This window comes from Pantoea sp. DY-15, from assembly GCF_019795935.1.
GTDB lineage: Bacteria > Pseudomonadota > Gammaproteobacteria > Enterobacterales > Enterobacteriaceae > Pantoea > Pantoea leporis.
The window spans coordinates 483,121-501,680 of the sequence record NZ_JAIMIF010000003.1; the positions used below are offsets into that span (position 1 = coordinate 483,121).

Genomic DNA, 18,560 nt, shown 5'->3' on the forward strand with positions numbered 1-18,560 from the left:
GTAGTCTTTTTCCTAAAATAGTGCAGGGAACACGGGGCCTACTTGTAAACAAGCCAGTAATAACTAGTATAGCAACGTGTTAGTAAATGTCTGCGCCAAAGTTGTTAATAGCGTGCCCCTTAGCCTCTTAATGTTGCGAACTGTGATCGCACGCGGACCACGGCCAGTAATTAGCGCAAAAATGCCGCATAAAACAAGTTGTAATTAGGATGATGAAAGCGGTATTGGCAGCGACAGCCAAGGGCGGTAGCGTGCCTGAAGCGCCTTTCTCTTGGTATGAATGCCTGCCTCTGTGGTAAGGGAAGTCGGACTAATCTGTTGGTATTAATCATAATTCTCTTGCTTACTATTGTGAGAATTGATTTGGCCTCAGAGAATTTACCGCAGATTGCCTCAACAAATGCAGTGAACGTTTCGCTCATTTATTAAACAGTGTTGAGGCATTAGGGATTAAAGAAATAATATAAAAGAGTTAACTATGCGCGATAACGAAATTACATATAAAAGTCTTCTGACCAAAATTTTACTGGCGTGCTCGGATTTAATTTGTTTCAACGCAGCGTTATTTATTGCGATGGCGATGATTAATTCCTTCACCCATTCTCCATTGGCAGATATATCTGAAAAATACCTGCATTTAAAAATTGCTACGCACATTGCGCTTTCGGTTATTTGTGTAGGCTGGTTCTGGGTTCGCCTGCGTCATTATACTTATCGCAAGCCATTCTGGTTCGAGCTCAAAGAGATTTTTCGTACCATTCTTATTTTCTCTGTCATTGATTTGTCAATATCAGCACTTTCACAATGGCAAATGTCGCGCTTTGTCTGGGTTGCGACCTGGCTTCTGGCGCTGATTATGATTCCTTTAGCGCGCGCCATTTCTAAACGTGTGCTGAATCATTACGGCATGTGGAAGAAGCAAACTATCATCATCGGCAGCAGCCGCAATGCTCAGGAAGCCTGGCAGGCGCTGCAGAGCGAAGAAGTAATGGGCTTTGATGTTATCGCCTTCTTCGATGTCGATAAGAGCAGCCCGCAGGCCAGTATCTCTGGCGTACCTGTGCTGCACAACGAACAAGAGCTGTGGCAGCTGACCAACAGCGAAACCCAGTTCATCGTGGCGGTGGAGTTTGAACAGAGCCAGCACCGCGATTACTGGCTGAAAACCCTGGCGATGCACAACTGCCGTTCTGTTTCCGTTATTCCAACGCTGCGCGGTGTACCGCTGTACGGCACTGACATGGCTTACATCTTCAGCCATGAAGTAATGATTCTGCGTGTGAATAACAATCTGGCGAAGCGCACTTCACGTTTCCTCAAGCGTGCATTCGATATCGTCGGCGCGCTAAGCATTATCCTGGCGCTGTCGCCGGCGTTGCTGGTGCTTGGATTTATGGTTGGTCGCGATGGTGGACCACCGATTTACGGTCATGAACGTGTTGGTTTGGGCGGCCGTAAGTTCAAATGCCTGAAATTCCGCTCAATGGTGATCAACTCGAAAGAGGTGCTGGAAGAGGTACTGCGTACCGATCCTGTTGCCCGCGCCGAGTGGGATAAAGATTTCAAACTGAAGAACGACCCGCGCATTACCAAAGTCGGTCATTTCATCCGTAAAACCAGTCTGGATGAGCTGCCGCAGCTGTGGAACGTGGTACGTGGCGATATGAGCCTGGTGGGTCCGCGCCCGGTGATTGAAGATGAACTCTGCCGTTATGCCGGTGATGTCGATTATTACCTGATGGCGAAACCAGGCATGACGGGATTGTGGCAGGTTAGCGGTCGTAACGACGTTGACTATGAAACACGCGTCTATTTCGACTCGTGGTATGTCAAGAACTGGTCGCTGTGGAATGACATCGCGATTCTGTTTAAGACGGTTGGCGTAGTGCTGAAACGCGATGGCGCCTATTGATAGACAGCGAGGCTGGGGAGGGTACGAAGCTCCCCGGTTGAAAACTGCGGGTGCTAGGTGTGTCGTTATTAGACAGCTGCACTGATTGAGTCTGTATAACCATTTTAATTGATGTCGTCTTTAGACTCGGTGACAACATAAAACCAAGGGAGCGCATAATAATGACCCACAGTTTCAGTGTTTAACCTGTCATATTCCATTTTTGTAAGACGCTACACAGCGGGCGATTTCGCCTCTATCAATCAATAACTGATAGCGAAGAATCAGATGATAATGAAAATTAAATTGATACCTTTACTGGTATCCGCGACTTTTCTCTCCGGATGTACCATTGAGCCGGGTTCTCACCTTTCCACCAGTGGAAAAGATGTCATAGAGCAACAGGATAGCAACTATGACATCGACAAATATGTCAACGTCTTCCCGCTGACGCCGCGTCTGGTTGAACAGATGCGTCCGAAGCCGTTAGTCGCGCAGGCTAACCCGATGCTGCAAAATGAAATTCAGAGCTACGAATACCGTATCGGTGTTGGCGACGTGCTGAACGTCACCGTCTGGGATCACCCAGAGTTAACCACACCTGCCGGTCAGTACCGTAGCGCCAGCGACACCGGTAACTGGGTACAGGCAGATGGCACCATTTTCTACCCGTACATCGGTAAAGTGCGCGTAGCAGGCCGAACGGTTACCGAGATCCGCAGCGAAGTGGCGCGTCGTCTGGCGCAATACATCGAAAGTCCGCAGGTTGACGTTAACGTCGCCTCGTTCCGTTCGCAGAAAGCGTACGTCACCGGTTCAGTCACCACCTCCGGACAACAGGCGATCACTAACGTGCCGCTGACCGTGCTGGATGCCGTCAACGCCGCCGGCGGTTTAGCGGCTGACGCTGACTGGCGCAACGTGGTGCTGACGCACAACGGCAAAGAACAACGTCTTTCGTTGCAGGCGCTGATGCAAAACGGCGACCTGAGCCAAAACCATCTGCTCTATCCGGGCGACATCCTTTACGTGCCACGTAACGACGATCTCAAAGTCTTCGTGATGGGTGAAGTGAAGCAGCAGTCAACGCTGAAGATGGACCGCAGCGGCATGACGCTGGCCGAAGCACTGGGCAATTCGCAGGGTATGGATCAGACCACCTCTGATGCCACCGGCGTGTTCGTGATTCGTCCGATTCGCGGCGCCAACCGCACCAAGATCGCCAACATCTATCAGTTGAATACCAAAGATGCGGCATCGATGGTGATGGGCACCGAATTCCAACTGGAGCCGTACGACATCGTCTATGTCACCGCGACACCAATCACCCGTTGGAACCGTGTGATTTCGGGCCTGCTGCCGACCATCGTAGGTATTGACGATGCCAGCTCCTCGGCCCTTCGTTTCCGCAACTGGTCGAACTAAGGGTTCGCCATGATTAAGTCCGTGTTAGTCGTCTGCGTCGGCAATATCTGCCGCTCCCCCACCGGGGAGCGTCTGTTCAAACGCGCGCTACCAAACATCCGGATTGCCTCCGCAGGGCTCAGCGCGCTGCAAGGCTATCCGGCGGACCAAAAAGCCCTGGCTGTGGCCGCCGAACACGGCGTGTCGCTGGAAGGGCATCAGGCTCAGCAGTTAACGGCCAGCATGTGCCGTGACTATGACCTGATTCTGGTAATGGAAAAGCGCCACATTGAACAGGTGAATCGCATCGATCCAGCCGCACGCGGAAAGACCATGCTGCTTGGCCACTGGCTCAATCAGCAGGAAATTGCGGATCCGTACAAAAAAAGTCGCGAGGCCTTTGAAGAGGTCTACGGGTTACTGGAAAACGCTACCCAGAAATGGGTCAACGTATTAAGCCGATAGTTGGGAATATCCATGAATATCAAAAACAAGGTTATGACCGCGCCAAAGGAAGATTCGAATGGATGGGATCTGGCGCATCTTGTGGGACAGCTGATTGATCATCGCTGGATCATTGTTGCCGTTACCGCCTTCTTCATGCTGGTAGCCACGCTCTACACACTGTTTGCTACACCAATCTACAGCGCGGATGCGTTAGTCCAGGTTGAACAGAAGAATGCCAGCTCAGTACTGAATGAGTTAGACAGCATTCTGCCGCCAACGCCGGCGTCCGATACCGAGATTCAGATTCTGGAATCGCGCATGGTTATCGGTAAAACCGTTGACGATCTGGGTCTGGACACCGTTGTCACCCAGAACTATTTCCCGGTAATCGGTAAAGGTCTGTCGCGTTTGATGGGTAACAAGCCATCAACTGTCGCCATCTCCCGCCTGGAAATTCCACGCACCATCGATAAACGTACCGTTGAACTGGAAGTGACCGGTCCTGACTCGTATACCGTGTCAGCGGACGGTGATGAGCTGTTCAAAGGTAAAGTTGGTCAGCTGGAAACGCACGGTGAAGTGACCATGCTGGTAAGCGGCATCAATGCCGATGAAGGCACCAGCTTCAGCGTTACCAAACTGAACGAGCTGCAGGCGATTAACTCCGTACTGGCCAACCTGACCGTTGCGGATAAAGGCAAAGATACGGGCGTGCTGGGTCTGGAGTATCTGGGTGAAGATCCGGAGCAGATCAGCAAAGTGCTGAACCAAATCGTCAATAACTACCTGCTGCAGAACGTTGAACGTAAATCTGAGCAAGCGGAAAAAAGCCTGGAATTCCTGCGCAACCAGCTGCCGCAAGTGCGTGGCAAACTGGATGATGCCGAAGACAAGCTGAATACCTTCCGTCGCCAGAACGAGTCGGTTGACCTGTCGCTGGAAGCCAAATCGGCGCTGGATTCTTCTGTCAGCGTGCAGAGCCAGTTGAACGAACTGACCTTCCGTGAAGCCGAAGTGTCTCAGCTGTTTACTAAAGATCACCCAACCTACCGCGCGTTGCTGGAAAAACGCAAAACGCTGGAAGGTGAGCAGGCGCAGCTGAATAAAAAGATTTCTCAGATGCCACAAACGCAGCAAGAGATCTTGCGTCTGACGCGTGATGTGCAGTCTGGTCAGGAAATCTACATGCAGTTGCTGAACCGTCAGCAAGAGCTGGGTATCAGTAAAGCCAGCACCGTGGGTGATGTACGCATCATCGATGGCGCAGCAACCGGCAACAGCCCGGTGGCACCGAAGAAACTGCTGATCATCGCGGCGAGCGTGATTCTGGGTCTGATGGTTTCTGTTGGTCTGGTGCTGCTGAAAGCGCTGCTGCATCACGGCATCGAAAATCCAGAGCAGCTGGAAGAGCTGGGCATGAACGTCTATGCCAGCGTACCGCTGTCAGAATGGCAACGTAAGAAAGATACCGAAGCACTGGCGCGTCGTGGCAACAAGGTGAAAACCGATCCCCACGAAACGCTGCTGGCGCTGGGCAATCCAACTGATCTGTCAATTGAAGCGATTCGTAGCCTGCGTACCAGCCTGCACTTCGCGATGATGGAAGCGAAAAACAACATCCTTATGATCACCGGCGCCAGCCCAGGTATTGGTAAAACCTTTATCTGTGCCAACCTGGCAACGCTGGTCGCCAAAGCGGGCCAACGTGTGCTGTTCATCGATGGTGATATGCGTCGCGGTTACACCCACGAACTGCTGTCAGCCGATAACAAATCCGGTCTGTCTAACGTGTTGTCAGGCAAAACCGAGTTCAGCCCGGCGCTGATTCAGAAAGGCCCGTACGGTTTTGACTTCCTGCCACGCGGTCAGGTGCCACCAAACCCATCTGAGCTGTTGATGCATCGTCGCATGGGTGAGCTGCTGGATTGGGCGAGCAAGAACTATGACCTGGTGTTGATTGATACGCCTCCGATTCTGGCGGTCACCGATGCGTCTATCATCGGTAAGCTGGCCGGTACGTCGCTGATGGTGGCGCGTTTCGAAACCAACACGCCGAAAGAACTGGATGTCAGCTTCAAGCGCTTTGCCCAGAACGGTATTGAGATTAAAGGTGTGATCCTTAACGCCGTGGTGCGTAAAGCCGCCAACTCTTATGGTTACGGTTATGACTATTACGACTACGAGTATGGCAAACCGACCAAAAGTTAATTTGCCCGTCATTCACAGTTAATGATGAGGGTAATCCGGTGAAGAAAGGGGCGGGTTGACCGCCCCTTTTGATCGCACCGTTTGAATGACGACACGCAACGATTTACACAGGTGATTCTCTCTATAACGCCATTAAAAGCCACCGCTGGCACGAGAACTTGTGGAATTAAGGAATCACACCATGGCTCCATATTGGTATTTATCAGGGTTTTTGCTGTTGCTTGCGCTGGTCGAAATCCTGTTGAAGAAAGACGAACGCACCACCCATATTCTGACTTACCTGCTGTGCATCGCCACGGTCACGCTGATTATTTTTGCCGGTATTCGCGGTCTCGGTACCGGGATGGACGACTATCAATATCGCAGCTTCTTTGCCGACTTCGTCCGCCGTATTGAGGTCAACGGTTTTGCCAACACCGTCGCCTTCTTCCGTTATGAACCGCTGATTTTTGCTATCGCGTGGATCACCAGCCTGTTTTCACACAATGCCAGCGTGTTCCTGTTTGTGTTCAGTATTCTGGCAGTTTCAACCAATGCCATCTTCTTCAAAAAGATGTCACCGTATCCGGTGTTGGCGTTGGCGCTTTACTCGGCGCATATCTTTATCAACAAAGACGTAAACCAGATTCGTTTTGGCCTGAGCTCGGCGCTGTTCCTTGGCGTGATCTGGACTATCTACCTCAAGCAATACTGGTGGGCGTTTGCCTTCTTTATTTTGTCCTTCCTCAGCCACAACACCGCAGTAATGGTGGTGACCATCATTCCGTTCCTGTTTATTCGGGAATCGCGCTGGTGGCCGGTGGCCATCATTATATTCAGTGTGCCACTTTCGGTGGTGGGCGGGACCGGCTTTATTGCCTTGATCGCCGGACATCTGGGATCGATGGGCGAAAGGGCCGCAGGCTACAGTAACGAAGCCTCGAATGCCGGTGACGGCAGCGTGGTGTCAGTCTCCAACCTGAAAAACATCATGCTGGTGTTTATCTTTGTCTACTTCATGCTGAGCAATCAGCTCAAGCGCGAACAGTACGACGTGTGGAAGCTGAACTACCTGTTGATTCTCACTTTTGCCATCGGCGGTGGCATTAGGATCTTCTTCTACAACTACTCATCGGGTGCGCGCCTGTCGAACTATCTGCTGCAGGTCGAACCGATTATTTTGACATCGCTAATCTTCCAGTCAAAACGCGTACTGAAACCCGCGATGTTTGCGATGTTCGCTTTCTTCCTTGTTTATTACCTCTACTACAACACGATCTCACTGAAGCAGGCCGTTGTGGGCTATGAAGTTGCTCGTGAATTCAAATTGTTTCATTAACCGATGAGAGGAAATATGCGGAAGACTTTACTGGCAGTTCTGATCACCTCTGCGCCGCTACTGGCGCAGGCAGAGGATCATCCCGGCACCTTTATCATCGCCGCCTACGGTGACTCCACCACCGCCGGCGTTACCGCGTCGGGCAATCGCAATATCCTCAGTAAAAATAATGAAGTGAGTTTTTTGCAGCAGATGTTGCGTGAGAAATACGGCAACAACATTGAGGTGAAGAACCACGGCATGCCGGGCGCACAGGTTTCGGTGCTGGTTTACGACAAAGACAATACGCCGATGGATTGGTCAGAACGCATGGCGAAATCCGATGCCAATATGATTCTGATTAACTATGCGATCAACGATGCGCGCATCAACTTCTTCAAAGACAAAGGCGAGCGCATTGAAACGCCGCAAGAGTATAAGCGCATCATCACCGAACTGGTCAAAGGCGCAAAGGCGAATAACAAGCTGGTGGTGTTACAGGAACCGAATCCCATTTGTGGCAAAGCCGAGCGCTGGAACGTCTGGCCGTATGTTTATCAGTTAAATGAAGTGGCTAAAGAGCAGCAGGTGCCAATTGTGAAGCAGTACAGCGCCATCAAGCAGAACCGTGACTGGCAATCTGAGATGTCGCCTGATTGCATTCACCCAAACGAGATGCTTTATAAGCAGAAAGCAGAAAGAACCTTTAACGTCTTAAGCAGCACTTTCGATAGCGTTTTGTCGCGGCACAGCAGCTAACCCAACTCAGATTCAGGAGCTGACATGTATGTATTAATCATGGTGCTGTCATTTTGTCTGGCGCTAATCATTCTGCGAGTATTCTCCTTCCACAAAGGCGTGTACAACAGTAGCGGTATTAAAAGTATCTCTGGCATGCGCGCGCTGCTGGCCAGCATCGTGGCGTTCTCACACTTCGCGCACTACATCTATTCGCTGGACGGTCAGTGGGTGTTCGATAAAGACTATTTTGCCTGGTTCTCCGAAGGCAACTTCTTCGTTAACTCCGGTAAATTCGGTGTACTGCTGTTCTTCATGATCTCCGCCTTCCTGTTCTATCGCTGGCTGGATAATGAAACCCTGACGCCAGGGCAGCTGACGCACAAGCTGCTGAAGTCGCGTATCCGCCGTATCGTCCCGATGTTCTGGTTCTCCGGTTTTGTCATCATCGCGGTAGGCGTGGTGCAGGGCGATCTCACTTATAGCCTCACGGCAGTGAAAGATGCCATGCTGTGGTTGCTGTTTATTGGCAGCTATCGTATGGGTGATTTCCTGACGGCGGATGTCAACGCCGGTGTGGAATGGACGCTGCGCCTCGAATGGTTGCTGTACCTGTCGATTCCGCTGATTTATGTGCTCAACCGCGCCACCAAAGGTAAATACAAAACGTTGCTGATTCTCGGCTCGATCGGCGTGATTTTCTGCGTGGCGGTTGGCCTGCGTCTGTGGGGCAAAACCTATACCGATCCGCGACCGGTGCTGGGCTTCGCCATGGGTTATCTGGCGTATAAGTATCGCGACATGTTTGCGCACTACAAAACCTCCAGCCTGGCCGGCTTTGCGGTGATTGTGCTGTCGCTGTTCTCGCTGTCGTTCACCAGCAACACCTTCTGGTATCTGATTTTCCTCTGCTGCCTGACGGTGATCTTCTTTATTGTCAGCAGCGGCAACGCGGTGTTTGGCATTCTGGAAAACAAAACCCTGATGTCGATTGGTGAGGTGAGTTACAGCCTGTATCTGATTCACGGTGTGGTGCTCTATTTCATCAAGCAGATCCCGGAAACGCTCTATCCGCATTCGTTCCTGTTCTACACCTTGCTTTCAACGCTGTTCTTTGTCGCCTCCTTCTATGTGGCGAAATTGACTTACCTGTTTGTCGAGAAACCGTTTATCGGCAGTAGCAACAAGAAGAAAGTGGCGATGAAGACCTCGCCGACAAATTAGGACATCACCCATTATTCTTTTGAGCCCACAAGTTATATCATTGATTTTGTAACTTTTTTAATGAGGTGCTGGCAATGCAGGAGATTCGCTTCTCAATTGTTATTCCCGCGTATAACGCGTCGAAATCGATTGTAACGACGCTAGATTGCGTCAAAGCGCAAACCTATCGCAATTTTGAAGTCATTATTGTTGATGACAAATCGGCCGATGCGGCTGAACTGGCGCAGGTGGTACGCAGCGAACGTTATCAGGATTTGGCTATCAAACTGGAGCTGTCTGAGGTCAAACTCAACGGCGCCGGCGCCCGTAACAAAGGTATTGAGCTGGCAACCGGCGACTTTATCAGCTTCCTCGATGCCGACGATGAGTGGCATCCGGACAAGTTATTGGTGGCGAGTGAAACCATCGCCAAACTGGAAGCGCAGGGCAAATCGCGCTACGTCATCTTTAGTCAGGTGAACATCCATCAGGATGGCAGCTTCCTCAAGGTGATGCCGATGCAACCGCCCGGCAAAAACGAAACCGTGGCCGAGTATCTGTTTGGCTGTTACGGCTTTATTCAAACCAGCACCATTGTGCTGAAGCGCGAAGATGCGGCGCAGATCCAGTTTGATGCGCGCTATATTCGCCATCAGGATTATGACTTCTGCATCCGCGCTGACCGCATGGGTTACGCCTTCGTGATGATCGACAAGCCGCTGGCAACCTACCATCTGGTGACCAAATTTGGTTCCAAGCACAAAGGCGAATCGGTCAAATACTCGTTCTTCTGGCTCGATACCATGAAGCCGCATCTGACCACGCGTGACATCCATACTTACAAGGCGTTCAAGCTGCCGCTGCGCTACAAGATGGATGGTAAATCGCTGCAGGCCAGCCTCAGCTTTGCACGCTACTTCTTCCTCACCAACCGTGACAATCGCGCCTACTTCATGAATCGCCTGCTCGATAAGGTGAAGTCGCGCTTCTCGGGCAGAAGAGCCGTCTCCTGATTCACTTTTAAACACTTTCACTTGCTCCCTACACGGGGGCAATTTTTTGGTTCCTGAAACTCCGGGTAGACAAATGACAAATCATGTTGGCACCGTCGGTATTGTGATGCCGATGTATAACGCGCGAAATACCGTTCTGCGCGCGGTTGAGTCGATCATCAACCAGACCTACAGCGACTGGCATCTTTACCTGATCAACGACAAATCCACCGATGATTCACTGGCCTTTGTACGTGAACATTGCCAGGACGCGCGTATCACCATTCTCGACAACGAGGTCAATCAGGGCGCAGCTGAAACCCGTAACGTGGGACTGCGCGCGGCGAAAGAAGAGATCATTGCGTTTCTCGACAGCGATGACGAGTGGCACCGCGAAAAACTGGCCGAACAAACCGCTGCGATCGCCGCCGGCGATGATTTCGTGATCACGCATTATCACTACAAAACCAAAACCGCTGACCACGATATCAACTACAGCAAACCCTACCTGCAGCAGGAAAACTTCGTGAAGAAGCAATATCGTGTTTGCTTCTCCTCGGTGTGTTTCCGCCGTCCTCCACAGGGCATCTTCTTCCAGCGTAAAGGCCACGAAGACTTCCTGTTCCTCTATGAGTTGTTCCTCCGCTACAAACAAGCCCGCGTGATCCAGAAAACCCTGGTCAACTATTACGAGCTGGGCGATTCACTGTCGCGCAACAAAAATAAAGCGGCGAAGTGGCACCTCGAATTATTAAGAATTATCTATAAAAACAATCCGTTAAAAGTATATTACTATTACACGTGGTACATGGTGAACGGGGTTCTTTTTGCCTTAAAACACCGCTAAGCGCAACGGTGATTTAGCTGCTTATATATTTTTGAGGTGGAAAGGATTGTATGAAAAAGATCGTTTTGGTGATTAAAGATGCCTACTCCTATGCGGGCACGGAAAACATCTGCAACTTTATGTCTGAGTGCCTCGGCGAGCAGCATGAAGTCACCATTTACTCGCTGGAAGGCCATGGCAAAACCTTTTATCCGTTCGATCGGGTGAAGAAAATTGTCAGCTTTGAAGGCCACAGCAACCCGATTAAAAGCGCCGTTGCCAGCATTCATCAGGAAGGCTTCGACAGCGTATTCCTGATCAGCATGGGCCGCCTGAGCGTGATGTTCGCCTTCTGGAACCTGATGGCGCTGAAGAAGAAGCGCTTCAAGGCGTATGCCTGCGAACACATCGCGATTAACTCGTTCAGCAAGCCGATTAAGCTGCTGAAGTGGCTGATGCTGCGCTATTACGACCAAGTGATCGTCCTGACCGACAAAGATCACCAGGTGTTTAACCGCTGGAATATTGCCAGCCAGCAAATCCCCAATCCGGTGGTGTACAAAGCGTTTCAACGTCAAACGCGCAGCCGTCAGGCGCTGGCGGTGGGACGTCTTGATAACCAGAAAGGCTTCGACCTGCTGCTGGATATCTGGGCCGACTTCAGCAAGAAACATCCCGAGTGGAAACTGGTGATTGCCGGTGACGGCGAACTGCGCCAGCAGCTGCACGATCAGGCTGCGGCGTTAGGTATCACTAATAGCGTTAACTTTGTCGGCAAAGTCAGCAACATCAACGATTACTACCGCGAAAGCGACATGGCGCTGATGACTTCGCGCTATGAAGGCTTGCCGCTGGTGCTGCTGGAAGCCAAATCCTGGTCGCTGCCGGTGGTGGCGTACGATTGCCCAACCGGGCCGCAGGAGATCATCAACCACGGTGAAGATGGCTTCCTGGTGCCGATGAACGACAAAACTACCTTTATAAAGCGGATGGAGCAGCTTGCCAGTGATGATGGCCTGTTCTATGCCATGAGTGAAAAAACCAAAGAAACCGCGCTCAAGTTTGACGGTAATCAGATCAAGCAGAGCTGGCTCGCCCTTGTTTAGCGACAATTATCGTGCCTCGGGAATCCTTTTTGGCCGCACAACCACGGGAATTGAAGCATGAAAAGAAGAGAAGTCTTGCAGGCCGCAGCCTCCTCGATTGTTACTGCGCTCTCAGTGAGTGCGTTTTCCAGCTACGCCGCAAAAAGTGGTCAGCCAACGTTAAAATCCGTCGATCCCGCCAGCGTACCGGCGGGCGATGTGCCGATTCTGACGCCAGAAAACGTCTATACCATGCCGCCGCAGTTCTGGCAGAACTTCGAGGGCAAATTGTGGATCGGTAAGGCGGGCAGCGATGCCAGCCAAGCCGGCAATCAGATTCCGGTGTTTCTGCGCGATGCCAATGGCAAAGTGTCACAAATCAGCCAGCCGATTGCGCTGAACAAAGGCAACTTTGCCCAGTTCATTCACGACAATGCGGCGTTGATCGCCAATCCCGCGCACTCAATGGTGGTGGAGGACGATCAGGGTCACACGCTGTTCTCCATCAGCGATGTCTCGCGCCCCAATCAAAGCAACTTCAGCCAGCGTCTGGCGCAGCCGAACGGCTACCAGCTGATTGGTGAAATCCCATCGGTTGAAGAGCTGCGTAAAACTCGTCCGCTGTTTGCCGGTGCCAAAATCAAGCTGAAAAGCTGGCACGAAGGGCTGGAAGTGGGAGGCGGCGAGTTCGTCGGCACCTTTGGCGATGGCAAAGATGATGGCGGCGTGAATTTCAGCGGCAACGGTTTTACCTGGCGTCGCGTGGTGGAGGATTTTAATCGCCTGACGCTGTTTGATTTCGGCGCGATCGCCGACGGCAAAACCGATACTGCGCCGGCGATCAAAGCCATGTATCAATGGTCGATTGATGCCAGCCAGCAGATCTGCGTGCAGTTCCCGGCCGGCACCTTCTTTGTGTCCGAATGTGATTTCGGGGACGAAGGACGTCGCTTCTTCCGCATTTCCGGCGCGATGGTCAACTTCGGTTATTTCCCAGCGACCACGCTGGTTTCCGACGGTCGCTCCGAATTCCTGTTCCAGGTGAATGCGCGCTGGACGGAAATCTCCAACCTGAATTTCAACGGCAACACCGACAAGCGTCCGAACAAACAGGGTTTGTTCCGCAATACCTGTCCGGGCGGCCAGTTCTTCCGTGGCGCCTGCTTGCGATTCAATCAGGTGGGCGGCGTTTCGCTCAGCCTGCTGGATACGCTGGATTGCAAAATCGACCAGTGGTACGCCAACGCCTGTACCGGCGATGTGATTAAAGCCAGCTGGTCGGGTCAAAAGGCCGGCGCATGGGATCACAGCACCGCGATTGAGCTCTCCAACTTTAACGCCCAGCACTGTAAAGGCGGCATGGTGTTGAATCTGCCGCGCTGCAGCCAATCCATCATCCATAACGGCTGGATTGAGCACAGCGATTTCCCTGGCGACATCTCGAACGGCCAATGGATTGTCGATGCGCTGAGTATTGAGGATTGTAAGAACCCGCTCAATGCGCGCAACTCGCGCCTGAATATGCGCCAGACCAATCTGCAGTCGGGCAGTTGGATTGATAACTCGCTGGAAGGCGAACGCTGGCTGAACATCTGGGAAATGGGCTCGACGCGCGTCGAATCTTACGGCGTCGCCATCGATGGCAGTCTGAAATACAACTACATCACCTCGCGTTTCCGCCTGACCAATAACAGCGATCAGCAAACCTGGTTTGAACTCGGCAACTTCTACTCGCCAACGGTGGGCGATAGCTGGGAGATCGAGGTGTTTGGCCAGTCGCAGTTCAATAACGGTACCGCCAACCAGCCGCTGATGGATGTTATCAACGGCAAAGGCACCGGCGGCCGCGCGGTGATTCATCTGCAGCGCAAGAAAAACAAAGCCGAAGCCAGCTGGTCAGCGGAAGGTAGCTCGCCAGTGGTTGATGTGCGTTTCGAAGCGCGTAGCGATACCGATACCAAAGTCTACGTCAAGCTGGCGGGTTGGACGCCGACCACCGCCGTGCTGATCAAAAGCACCGCCAAGGATCGCTTCCTGACCGGCCAATGTGCACGTGTGGATGCGGTGATGGACAAAGGCGCACCGGGCAGTAGCGCACAGCAGGCACCGCAGCGTTTCAGCCTGCATAACGGTAAAGCCGGTGTTGGCGGTAACGAGCAGGGCGATCTGCTGCTGGCCTCGCGCGCGCTTAAGCCGGAACAGGTGGATACGCGCGAACCCAAAGGTTTCATTTCGGTAGTGATTAATGGCGAGCAGGTGGCTATGCCGTATTTCGCCGTGAAGTCGTAATGAGTGGTTTGTAAATAGGTCGCCATTAATGGCGACCCTACGTTCGGCAATTGGTTGAGGGTTTTGTAGGGTGCGCATTCATGCGCACTGGAAATCAGCACCGACGTTCAGCATTGAATGATGGTTTTGTAGGGTGCGCATTCATGCGCACCGAGAAGCAGCACCGACGTTAAGTACCACTTTTTGGGGTTTACTCCCATTGCAGTCCTTTGAATCAGAGTTCACTTTGCCAGTGCAGCTATTGGCGGCTTGTAAAAATTACAAAAATTTTTCCGGAGTTTTTTTATGAAGATTTTATTGGTAGGAAACCATACCTGTGGAAATCGTGGGGATGGCGCGATTTTACGTGGGCTGATTGATTCACTGAAATCCGCGCGTGCGGATTTGGATATCGATGTGATCAGCCGTTATCCAACAAGCTCTGGCTATTTACTGCAGCAGGATATCCAGCAGGATTCCCTGTTCCTGCACAACAGCAAGTCGGGCAAAGGGTTAGTTGGCAGCCTGAAACGCAAAGTGGCAAACCGCTTGATGCCGGACATCATGATGGCGCACCTTGGCAATGGCGGCGTGTACAAATCCTTCTCGGTGCCACCGCATCTGGCGGCGTTCACCCAAAGCCTTGCGCAGTACGACGCGATTATTCAGGTTGGCGGCTCGTTCTTCGTCGATCTCTACGGCGTGACCCAATTCGACCACGCGCTTTGTGCGCTGATGGCGAAAAAGCCGCTGCATATGGTCGGTCACTCGGTCGGTCCGTTCGAGAACCCGCGCGTTAATGCGCTGGCGAACTTTGTCTTTGATCGCGTTGACAGCTTGGTGCTGCGCGAAGAGGTGAGCTACGACCGCCTGAAGCAGGATGGCGTGACTACCAGCAAAGTGAAGAAGGGCGTTGATACCGCGTTCCTGGTTGAAGCGTGTGAAGTGGCTAATCCTAGCCATAACCTGCTGCACTGGCAGGCGATTATCAGCGCACGCAAAACCATTGCGATTACCGTGCGTGAACTGGCGCCGTTCGACAAACGTCTCGGCGTCACGCAGAAAGAGTATGAAGCTGCCTTTGGCCGCGTGATTAACGCGATGATTGCCGAAGGTTATCAGGTGGTTGCCTTCTCTACCTGTACCGGTATTGATAGCTACGCCAAAGATGACCGCATGGTGGCGCTGACGTTGCGCGATCATGTCGAGCATCCCGAGCATTACCATGTCATCATGGACGAGTTCAACGACCTCGAACTCGGCATCCTCCTCAGCCATTGTCATCTGACCATTGGTACCCGCCTGCACTCCGCCATCATCTCCATGAATTTTGGTACGCCAGCCGTGGCCATCAACTACGAGCACAAGTCGCTCGGCGTGATGAAACAGCTTGGCCTGCCGCAGATGGCCACCGATGTGCAGAGCCTGATGGACGGTTCGCTCATCGATAAAGTGCAGACGGTGCTGGCCGACTACGACAATGTGAAACACAAAGTTGATACCGCGGTGGCGCAGGAGCGTGAGATTGGTAACCGCATTACAGCAGAAATTCTCAACGTCCTGGGGTGAAGTGATGAAGCTGACCTTTTTCACCATGCGTTTTCCTGTTGCCTCTGAGACCTTTGTGCTCAATCAGGTGACGCATTTCATCGATGCAGGCTACGACGTGGAGATTATCTCCGTGTTTCCGGGCGATATGATTAATCGCCACGCCGCGTTCGATGACTACAATTTGGCAGCGAAAACCCACTATTTACTGCCGGAAGAGAAAGTATCCAACCTTGATAAGCTGACGCAGCGTATCGGGTTGATACTGCCGAAAATCACCAAAGGCGCGCTGCTCAAGTCGCTGAATGTGCGTCGCTACGGCGCACAGGCCAGCAAACTGCTGCTGCCGGCGATTGTCGCCAACACTAAACAGCCTTACACCGCCGATGTGTTTCTTGTGCACTTTGGCTATGCCGGCGCACTGGCTAACAAGCTGCGCGAACTCGGCGTGCTGAAAGGCAAGCAGGCGACGGTGTTCCACGGCGCGGATATTTCGCGTCGTCACATCCTCGAAGAGCATAAGCTCGACTACGTCAACCTGTTCAAACAGAGCGAACTGATGCTGCCTATCAGCCACTTGTGGGAGAACAAGCTGATTGAGATGGGTTGTCCGCGTGCCAAGGTGCATGTCACGCGTATGGGCATCGAGCCGGAGAAGTTTAACTTCCGTCCGCGCGAGGCGTTCCATCAACCGCTGCGCATCGTCTCAGTGGCGCGTCTGACCGAGAAGAAAGGGTTGGATGTGGCGGTGAAAGCCAGCGAAATCCTGCGCAATAATGGCGGCCAGTTCCAGTTCACCATCATCGGTAACGGCGAGCAGGATGGCATGATGCGCGAGCACATCGCGCGCGCTGGATTGCAGGATTACGTCACCATGCCGGGCTTCAAGCCGCAGGATGAAATTCGTCAGGCGCTGAACGAGGCGGACATCTTCCTGCTGCCGTCTAAAACCGCCGCAGATGGCGATATGGAAGGCATTCCGGTGGCGCTGATGGAAGCGATGGCAGTTGGCTTGCCGGTGGTGTCGACCTATCACAGCGGCATTCCTGAGCTGATTGAGAATGACGTCAGCGGATGGCTGGTGGCCGAAAACGATCCTGACGAGCTGGCAGCGACGTTGCTGCGCCTGTCGCGTGGCGACGTGGATGTGGCACCGGTGGTCGCCGCTGCGCGGCAGAAAGTCGAAACTGAGTTCAATCAGCACATCGCTTACGGTGAGCTGGCGAAAATTCTGGAGCGCATGGTGTGAGCGGATTAAAAAAACAGGCCGTTTGGCTGTTTGGTAGTACCTGTTTTGCCGCATTGCTTCAGGTGTTACAGCTCGCCGTGCTGGCGCGCAAACTGGAAACGCACGAGCTGGGTTTACTGGCGATCATCAATGCGATTCTGGCGGTGGCGACCGTGCTGCAGGATATGGGCATGAGCAGCTATATCGTGCATCGCCAGGATATTAATCGCCGCGAGCAGAGCACCATTTACTGGGTGAACGTGTCGCTCAGTTTCTGCACCGGCTTAATTATGCTGGCGATTGCCTATCCGGTGGCGTGGTTCTATCACTTGCCGGAGCTGGTGGGCCTGATCATGCTCACCAGCCTCAACTTCCTGGTGCTGGGACATCTGTCGCAGTATCAGGCGCACTATGTGAAAACCAAACGCATGGTAACGCTGGCGAAGATTGAGATGGCCACCAAGCTGTTTGCGTTCCTGTGTACCGTGGCGATGCTGTATTACACCTCGCTTACCGTGGCGGCGGCGATTCTTGGTCTGTTCATCAACGCCTTCATGCGCATTCTTTGCATGATCTACTTCGGCGAGAGATCGTGGCGTCCGACCTGGGAGTTCGACGGCAAAACCTTCGTCAGCGCCGTACGTTATGGCGTGTATCAGCTCGGTTCGCAGACCATCAACCAGCTGCGTACCCAGGCCGATGCGCTGATCGTCGGTAAAGTGATGGGTGCGGAGATGCTGGGGATTTACTCGCTGGCAAAAGAGCTGATTCTGCAACCGCTGAAGCTGGTTTCGCCGGTGATTAACCGCCTGGCATTGCCGCGCTTCGCTGAGAAGCAGCATGATCCAGAGCAGCTGAAAAAGCTGTTCCTGAAAGGCACTTTCGTCATCATGCTGTTCAGTAGCGCGATGTATCTGGCGATTGGCATTCTTTCCCCGGTCATTGTGCGCGTGCTGTACGGCGCTTCGCATGAGCAGGTTTACCATCTGATCCCGCTGATGCTGCTGTTTGGCATGCTGCGTCCGATGGGCGGCTTAACCGGCGCGATTTCGCAGGCCAACGGCCGCACCAATGTTGAGTTCTACTGGAACATTGTGGCGAGCCTGGTGGTGGTTGCGGTGCTGGCGACGACCTACATCTGGCCGAACGTGCTGTATGTGGCGCTGACGCTGTCGATCTCGCAGGTGCTGATCTCAGCCTTTGCCCATCCGTTCTTCATCAAGCCGGTGATTGGCATCCGCTTTATGCCGTATGCACGTCAGTGGGTTTCGGTGTCGGTGGTGTTTGTTGCGCTGATGATGCTGGTAAACCACTTCAACCTGTTCGTGATGCCGGAATGGTTTGAGGGCTGGCTGTAGACATCAACATCCAACCCGCGTGATGAATCGCGCCGCTACAGATGACTCAATGTTTACACGGTCCGTA

General features: G+C 52.6%; 14 protein-coding genes. All 14 read left to right on the forward strand.

Annotation, left to right across the window (positions count from 1 at the left end; translation table 11 throughout):
• Nucleotides 1–478 precede the first annotated feature (478 nt).
• The 14 genes from wbaP (at nucleotide 479) to K5Y32_RS14855 (ending at nucleotide 18,493) form a co-directional block, all read left to right on the forward strand.
• Nucleotides 479–1,912 carry an undecaprenyl-phosphate galactose phosphotransferase WbaP gene (gene wbaP / locus K5Y32_RS14790; RefSeq protein WP_222184763.1) on the forward strand — a complete coding sequence of 478 codons (1,434 nt, stop codon included), beginning with the start codon at nucleotides 479–481 and terminating at the stop codon, nucleotides 1,910–1,912.
• A gap of 273 nt (nucleotides 1,913–2,185) precedes the next feature.
• Nucleotides 2,186–3,316: a polysaccharide export protein gene (locus K5Y32_RS14795; protein ID WP_101763361.1), complete on the forward strand. Its 1,131-nt coding sequence runs from the start codon at nucleotides 2,186–2,188 to the stop codon at nucleotides 3,314–3,316.
• 9 nt (nucleotides 3,317–3,325) lie between these two features.
• Nucleotides 3,326–3,760, forward strand: a complete 435-nt coding sequence (locus K5Y32_RS14800; RefSeq protein ID WP_101763362.1) for a protein tyrosine phosphatase — start codon at nucleotides 3,326–3,328, stop codon at nucleotides 3,758–3,760.
• Between the two features lie 12 nt (nucleotides 3,761–3,772).
• Nucleotides 3,773–5,950: a tyrosine-protein kinase Wzc gene (gene wzc / locus K5Y32_RS14805; RefSeq protein WP_192411528.1), complete on the forward strand. Its 2,178-nt coding sequence runs from the start codon at nucleotides 3,773–3,775 to the stop codon at nucleotides 5,948–5,950.
• Nucleotides 5,951–6,131: 181 nt separating this feature from the next.
• Nucleotides 6,132–7,268 carry an EpsG family protein gene (locus K5Y32_RS14810; RefSeq protein ID WP_137386120.1) on the forward strand — a complete coding sequence of 379 codons (1,137 nt, stop codon included), beginning with the start codon at nucleotides 6,132–6,134 and terminating at the stop codon, nucleotides 7,266–7,268.
• Between the two features lie 15 nt (nucleotides 7,269–7,283).
• Nucleotides 7,284–8,006, forward strand: coding sequence for an SGNH/GDSL hydrolase family protein (locus K5Y32_RS14815; RefSeq protein WP_222184765.1), 723 nt, complete (start codon nucleotides 7,284–7,286; stop codon nucleotides 8,004–8,006).
• 24 nt (nucleotides 8,007–8,030) lie between these two features.
• A complete protein-coding gene (locus K5Y32_RS14820) occupies nucleotides 8,031–9,209 on the forward strand; it encodes an acyltransferase (RefSeq protein ID WP_222184767.1) in 1,179 nt (392 codons plus the stop codon).
• A 74-nt stretch (nucleotides 9,210–9,283) separates the two neighbouring features.
• Entirely contained in the window at nucleotides 9,284–10,201 is a 918-nt protein-coding gene (locus K5Y32_RS14825; RefSeq protein ID WP_101763367.1) for a glycosyltransferase family 2 protein, read from the forward strand.
• A gap of 73 nt (nucleotides 10,202–10,274) precedes the next feature.
• Nucleotides 10,275–11,027 (forward strand): glycosyltransferase family 2 protein, encoded by a 753-nt coding sequence (locus K5Y32_RS14830; protein ID WP_008104866.1) that lies wholly within the window; start codon nucleotides 10,275–10,277, stop codon nucleotides 11,025–11,027.
• A 50-nt stretch (nucleotides 11,028–11,077) separates the two neighbouring features.
• The gene (locus tag K5Y32_RS14835) at nucleotides 11,078–12,112 is read left to right on the forward strand and encodes a glycosyltransferase family 4 protein (RefSeq protein ID WP_222184769.1); all 1,035 of its coding nucleotides are present in this window, start codon (nucleotides 11,078–11,080) and stop codon (nucleotides 12,110–12,112) included.
• Nucleotides 12,113–12,169: 57 nt separating this feature from the next.
• Nucleotides 12,170–14,380 (forward strand): phage tailspike protein, encoded by a 2,211-nt coding sequence (locus tag K5Y32_RS14840; RefSeq protein ID WP_222184770.1) that lies wholly within the window; start codon nucleotides 12,170–12,172, stop codon nucleotides 14,378–14,380.
• Nucleotides 14,381–14,665: 285 nt separating this feature from the next.
• Complete coding sequence (gene wcaK / locus K5Y32_RS14845) at nucleotides 14,666–15,928, forward strand: colanic acid biosynthesis pyruvyl transferase WcaK (RefSeq protein WP_222184772.1); 1,263 nt, start codon at nucleotides 14,666–14,668, stop codon at nucleotides 15,926–15,928.
• Nucleotides 15,929–15,932: 4 nt separating this feature from the next.
• Nucleotides 15,933–17,156, forward strand: coding sequence for a glycosyltransferase (locus K5Y32_RS14850; protein ID WP_192411955.1), 1,224 nt, complete (start codon nucleotides 15,933–15,935; stop codon nucleotides 17,154–17,156).
• Nucleotides 17,153–18,493: an MOP flippase family protein gene (locus tag K5Y32_RS14855; protein WP_222184774.1), complete on the forward strand. Its 1,341-nt coding sequence runs from the start codon at nucleotides 17,153–17,155 to the stop codon at nucleotides 18,491–18,493. The genes K5Y32_RS14850 and K5Y32_RS14855 overlap by 4 nt, the downstream gene beginning before the upstream one ends.
• Nucleotides 18,494–18,560: the final 67 nt, after the last annotated feature.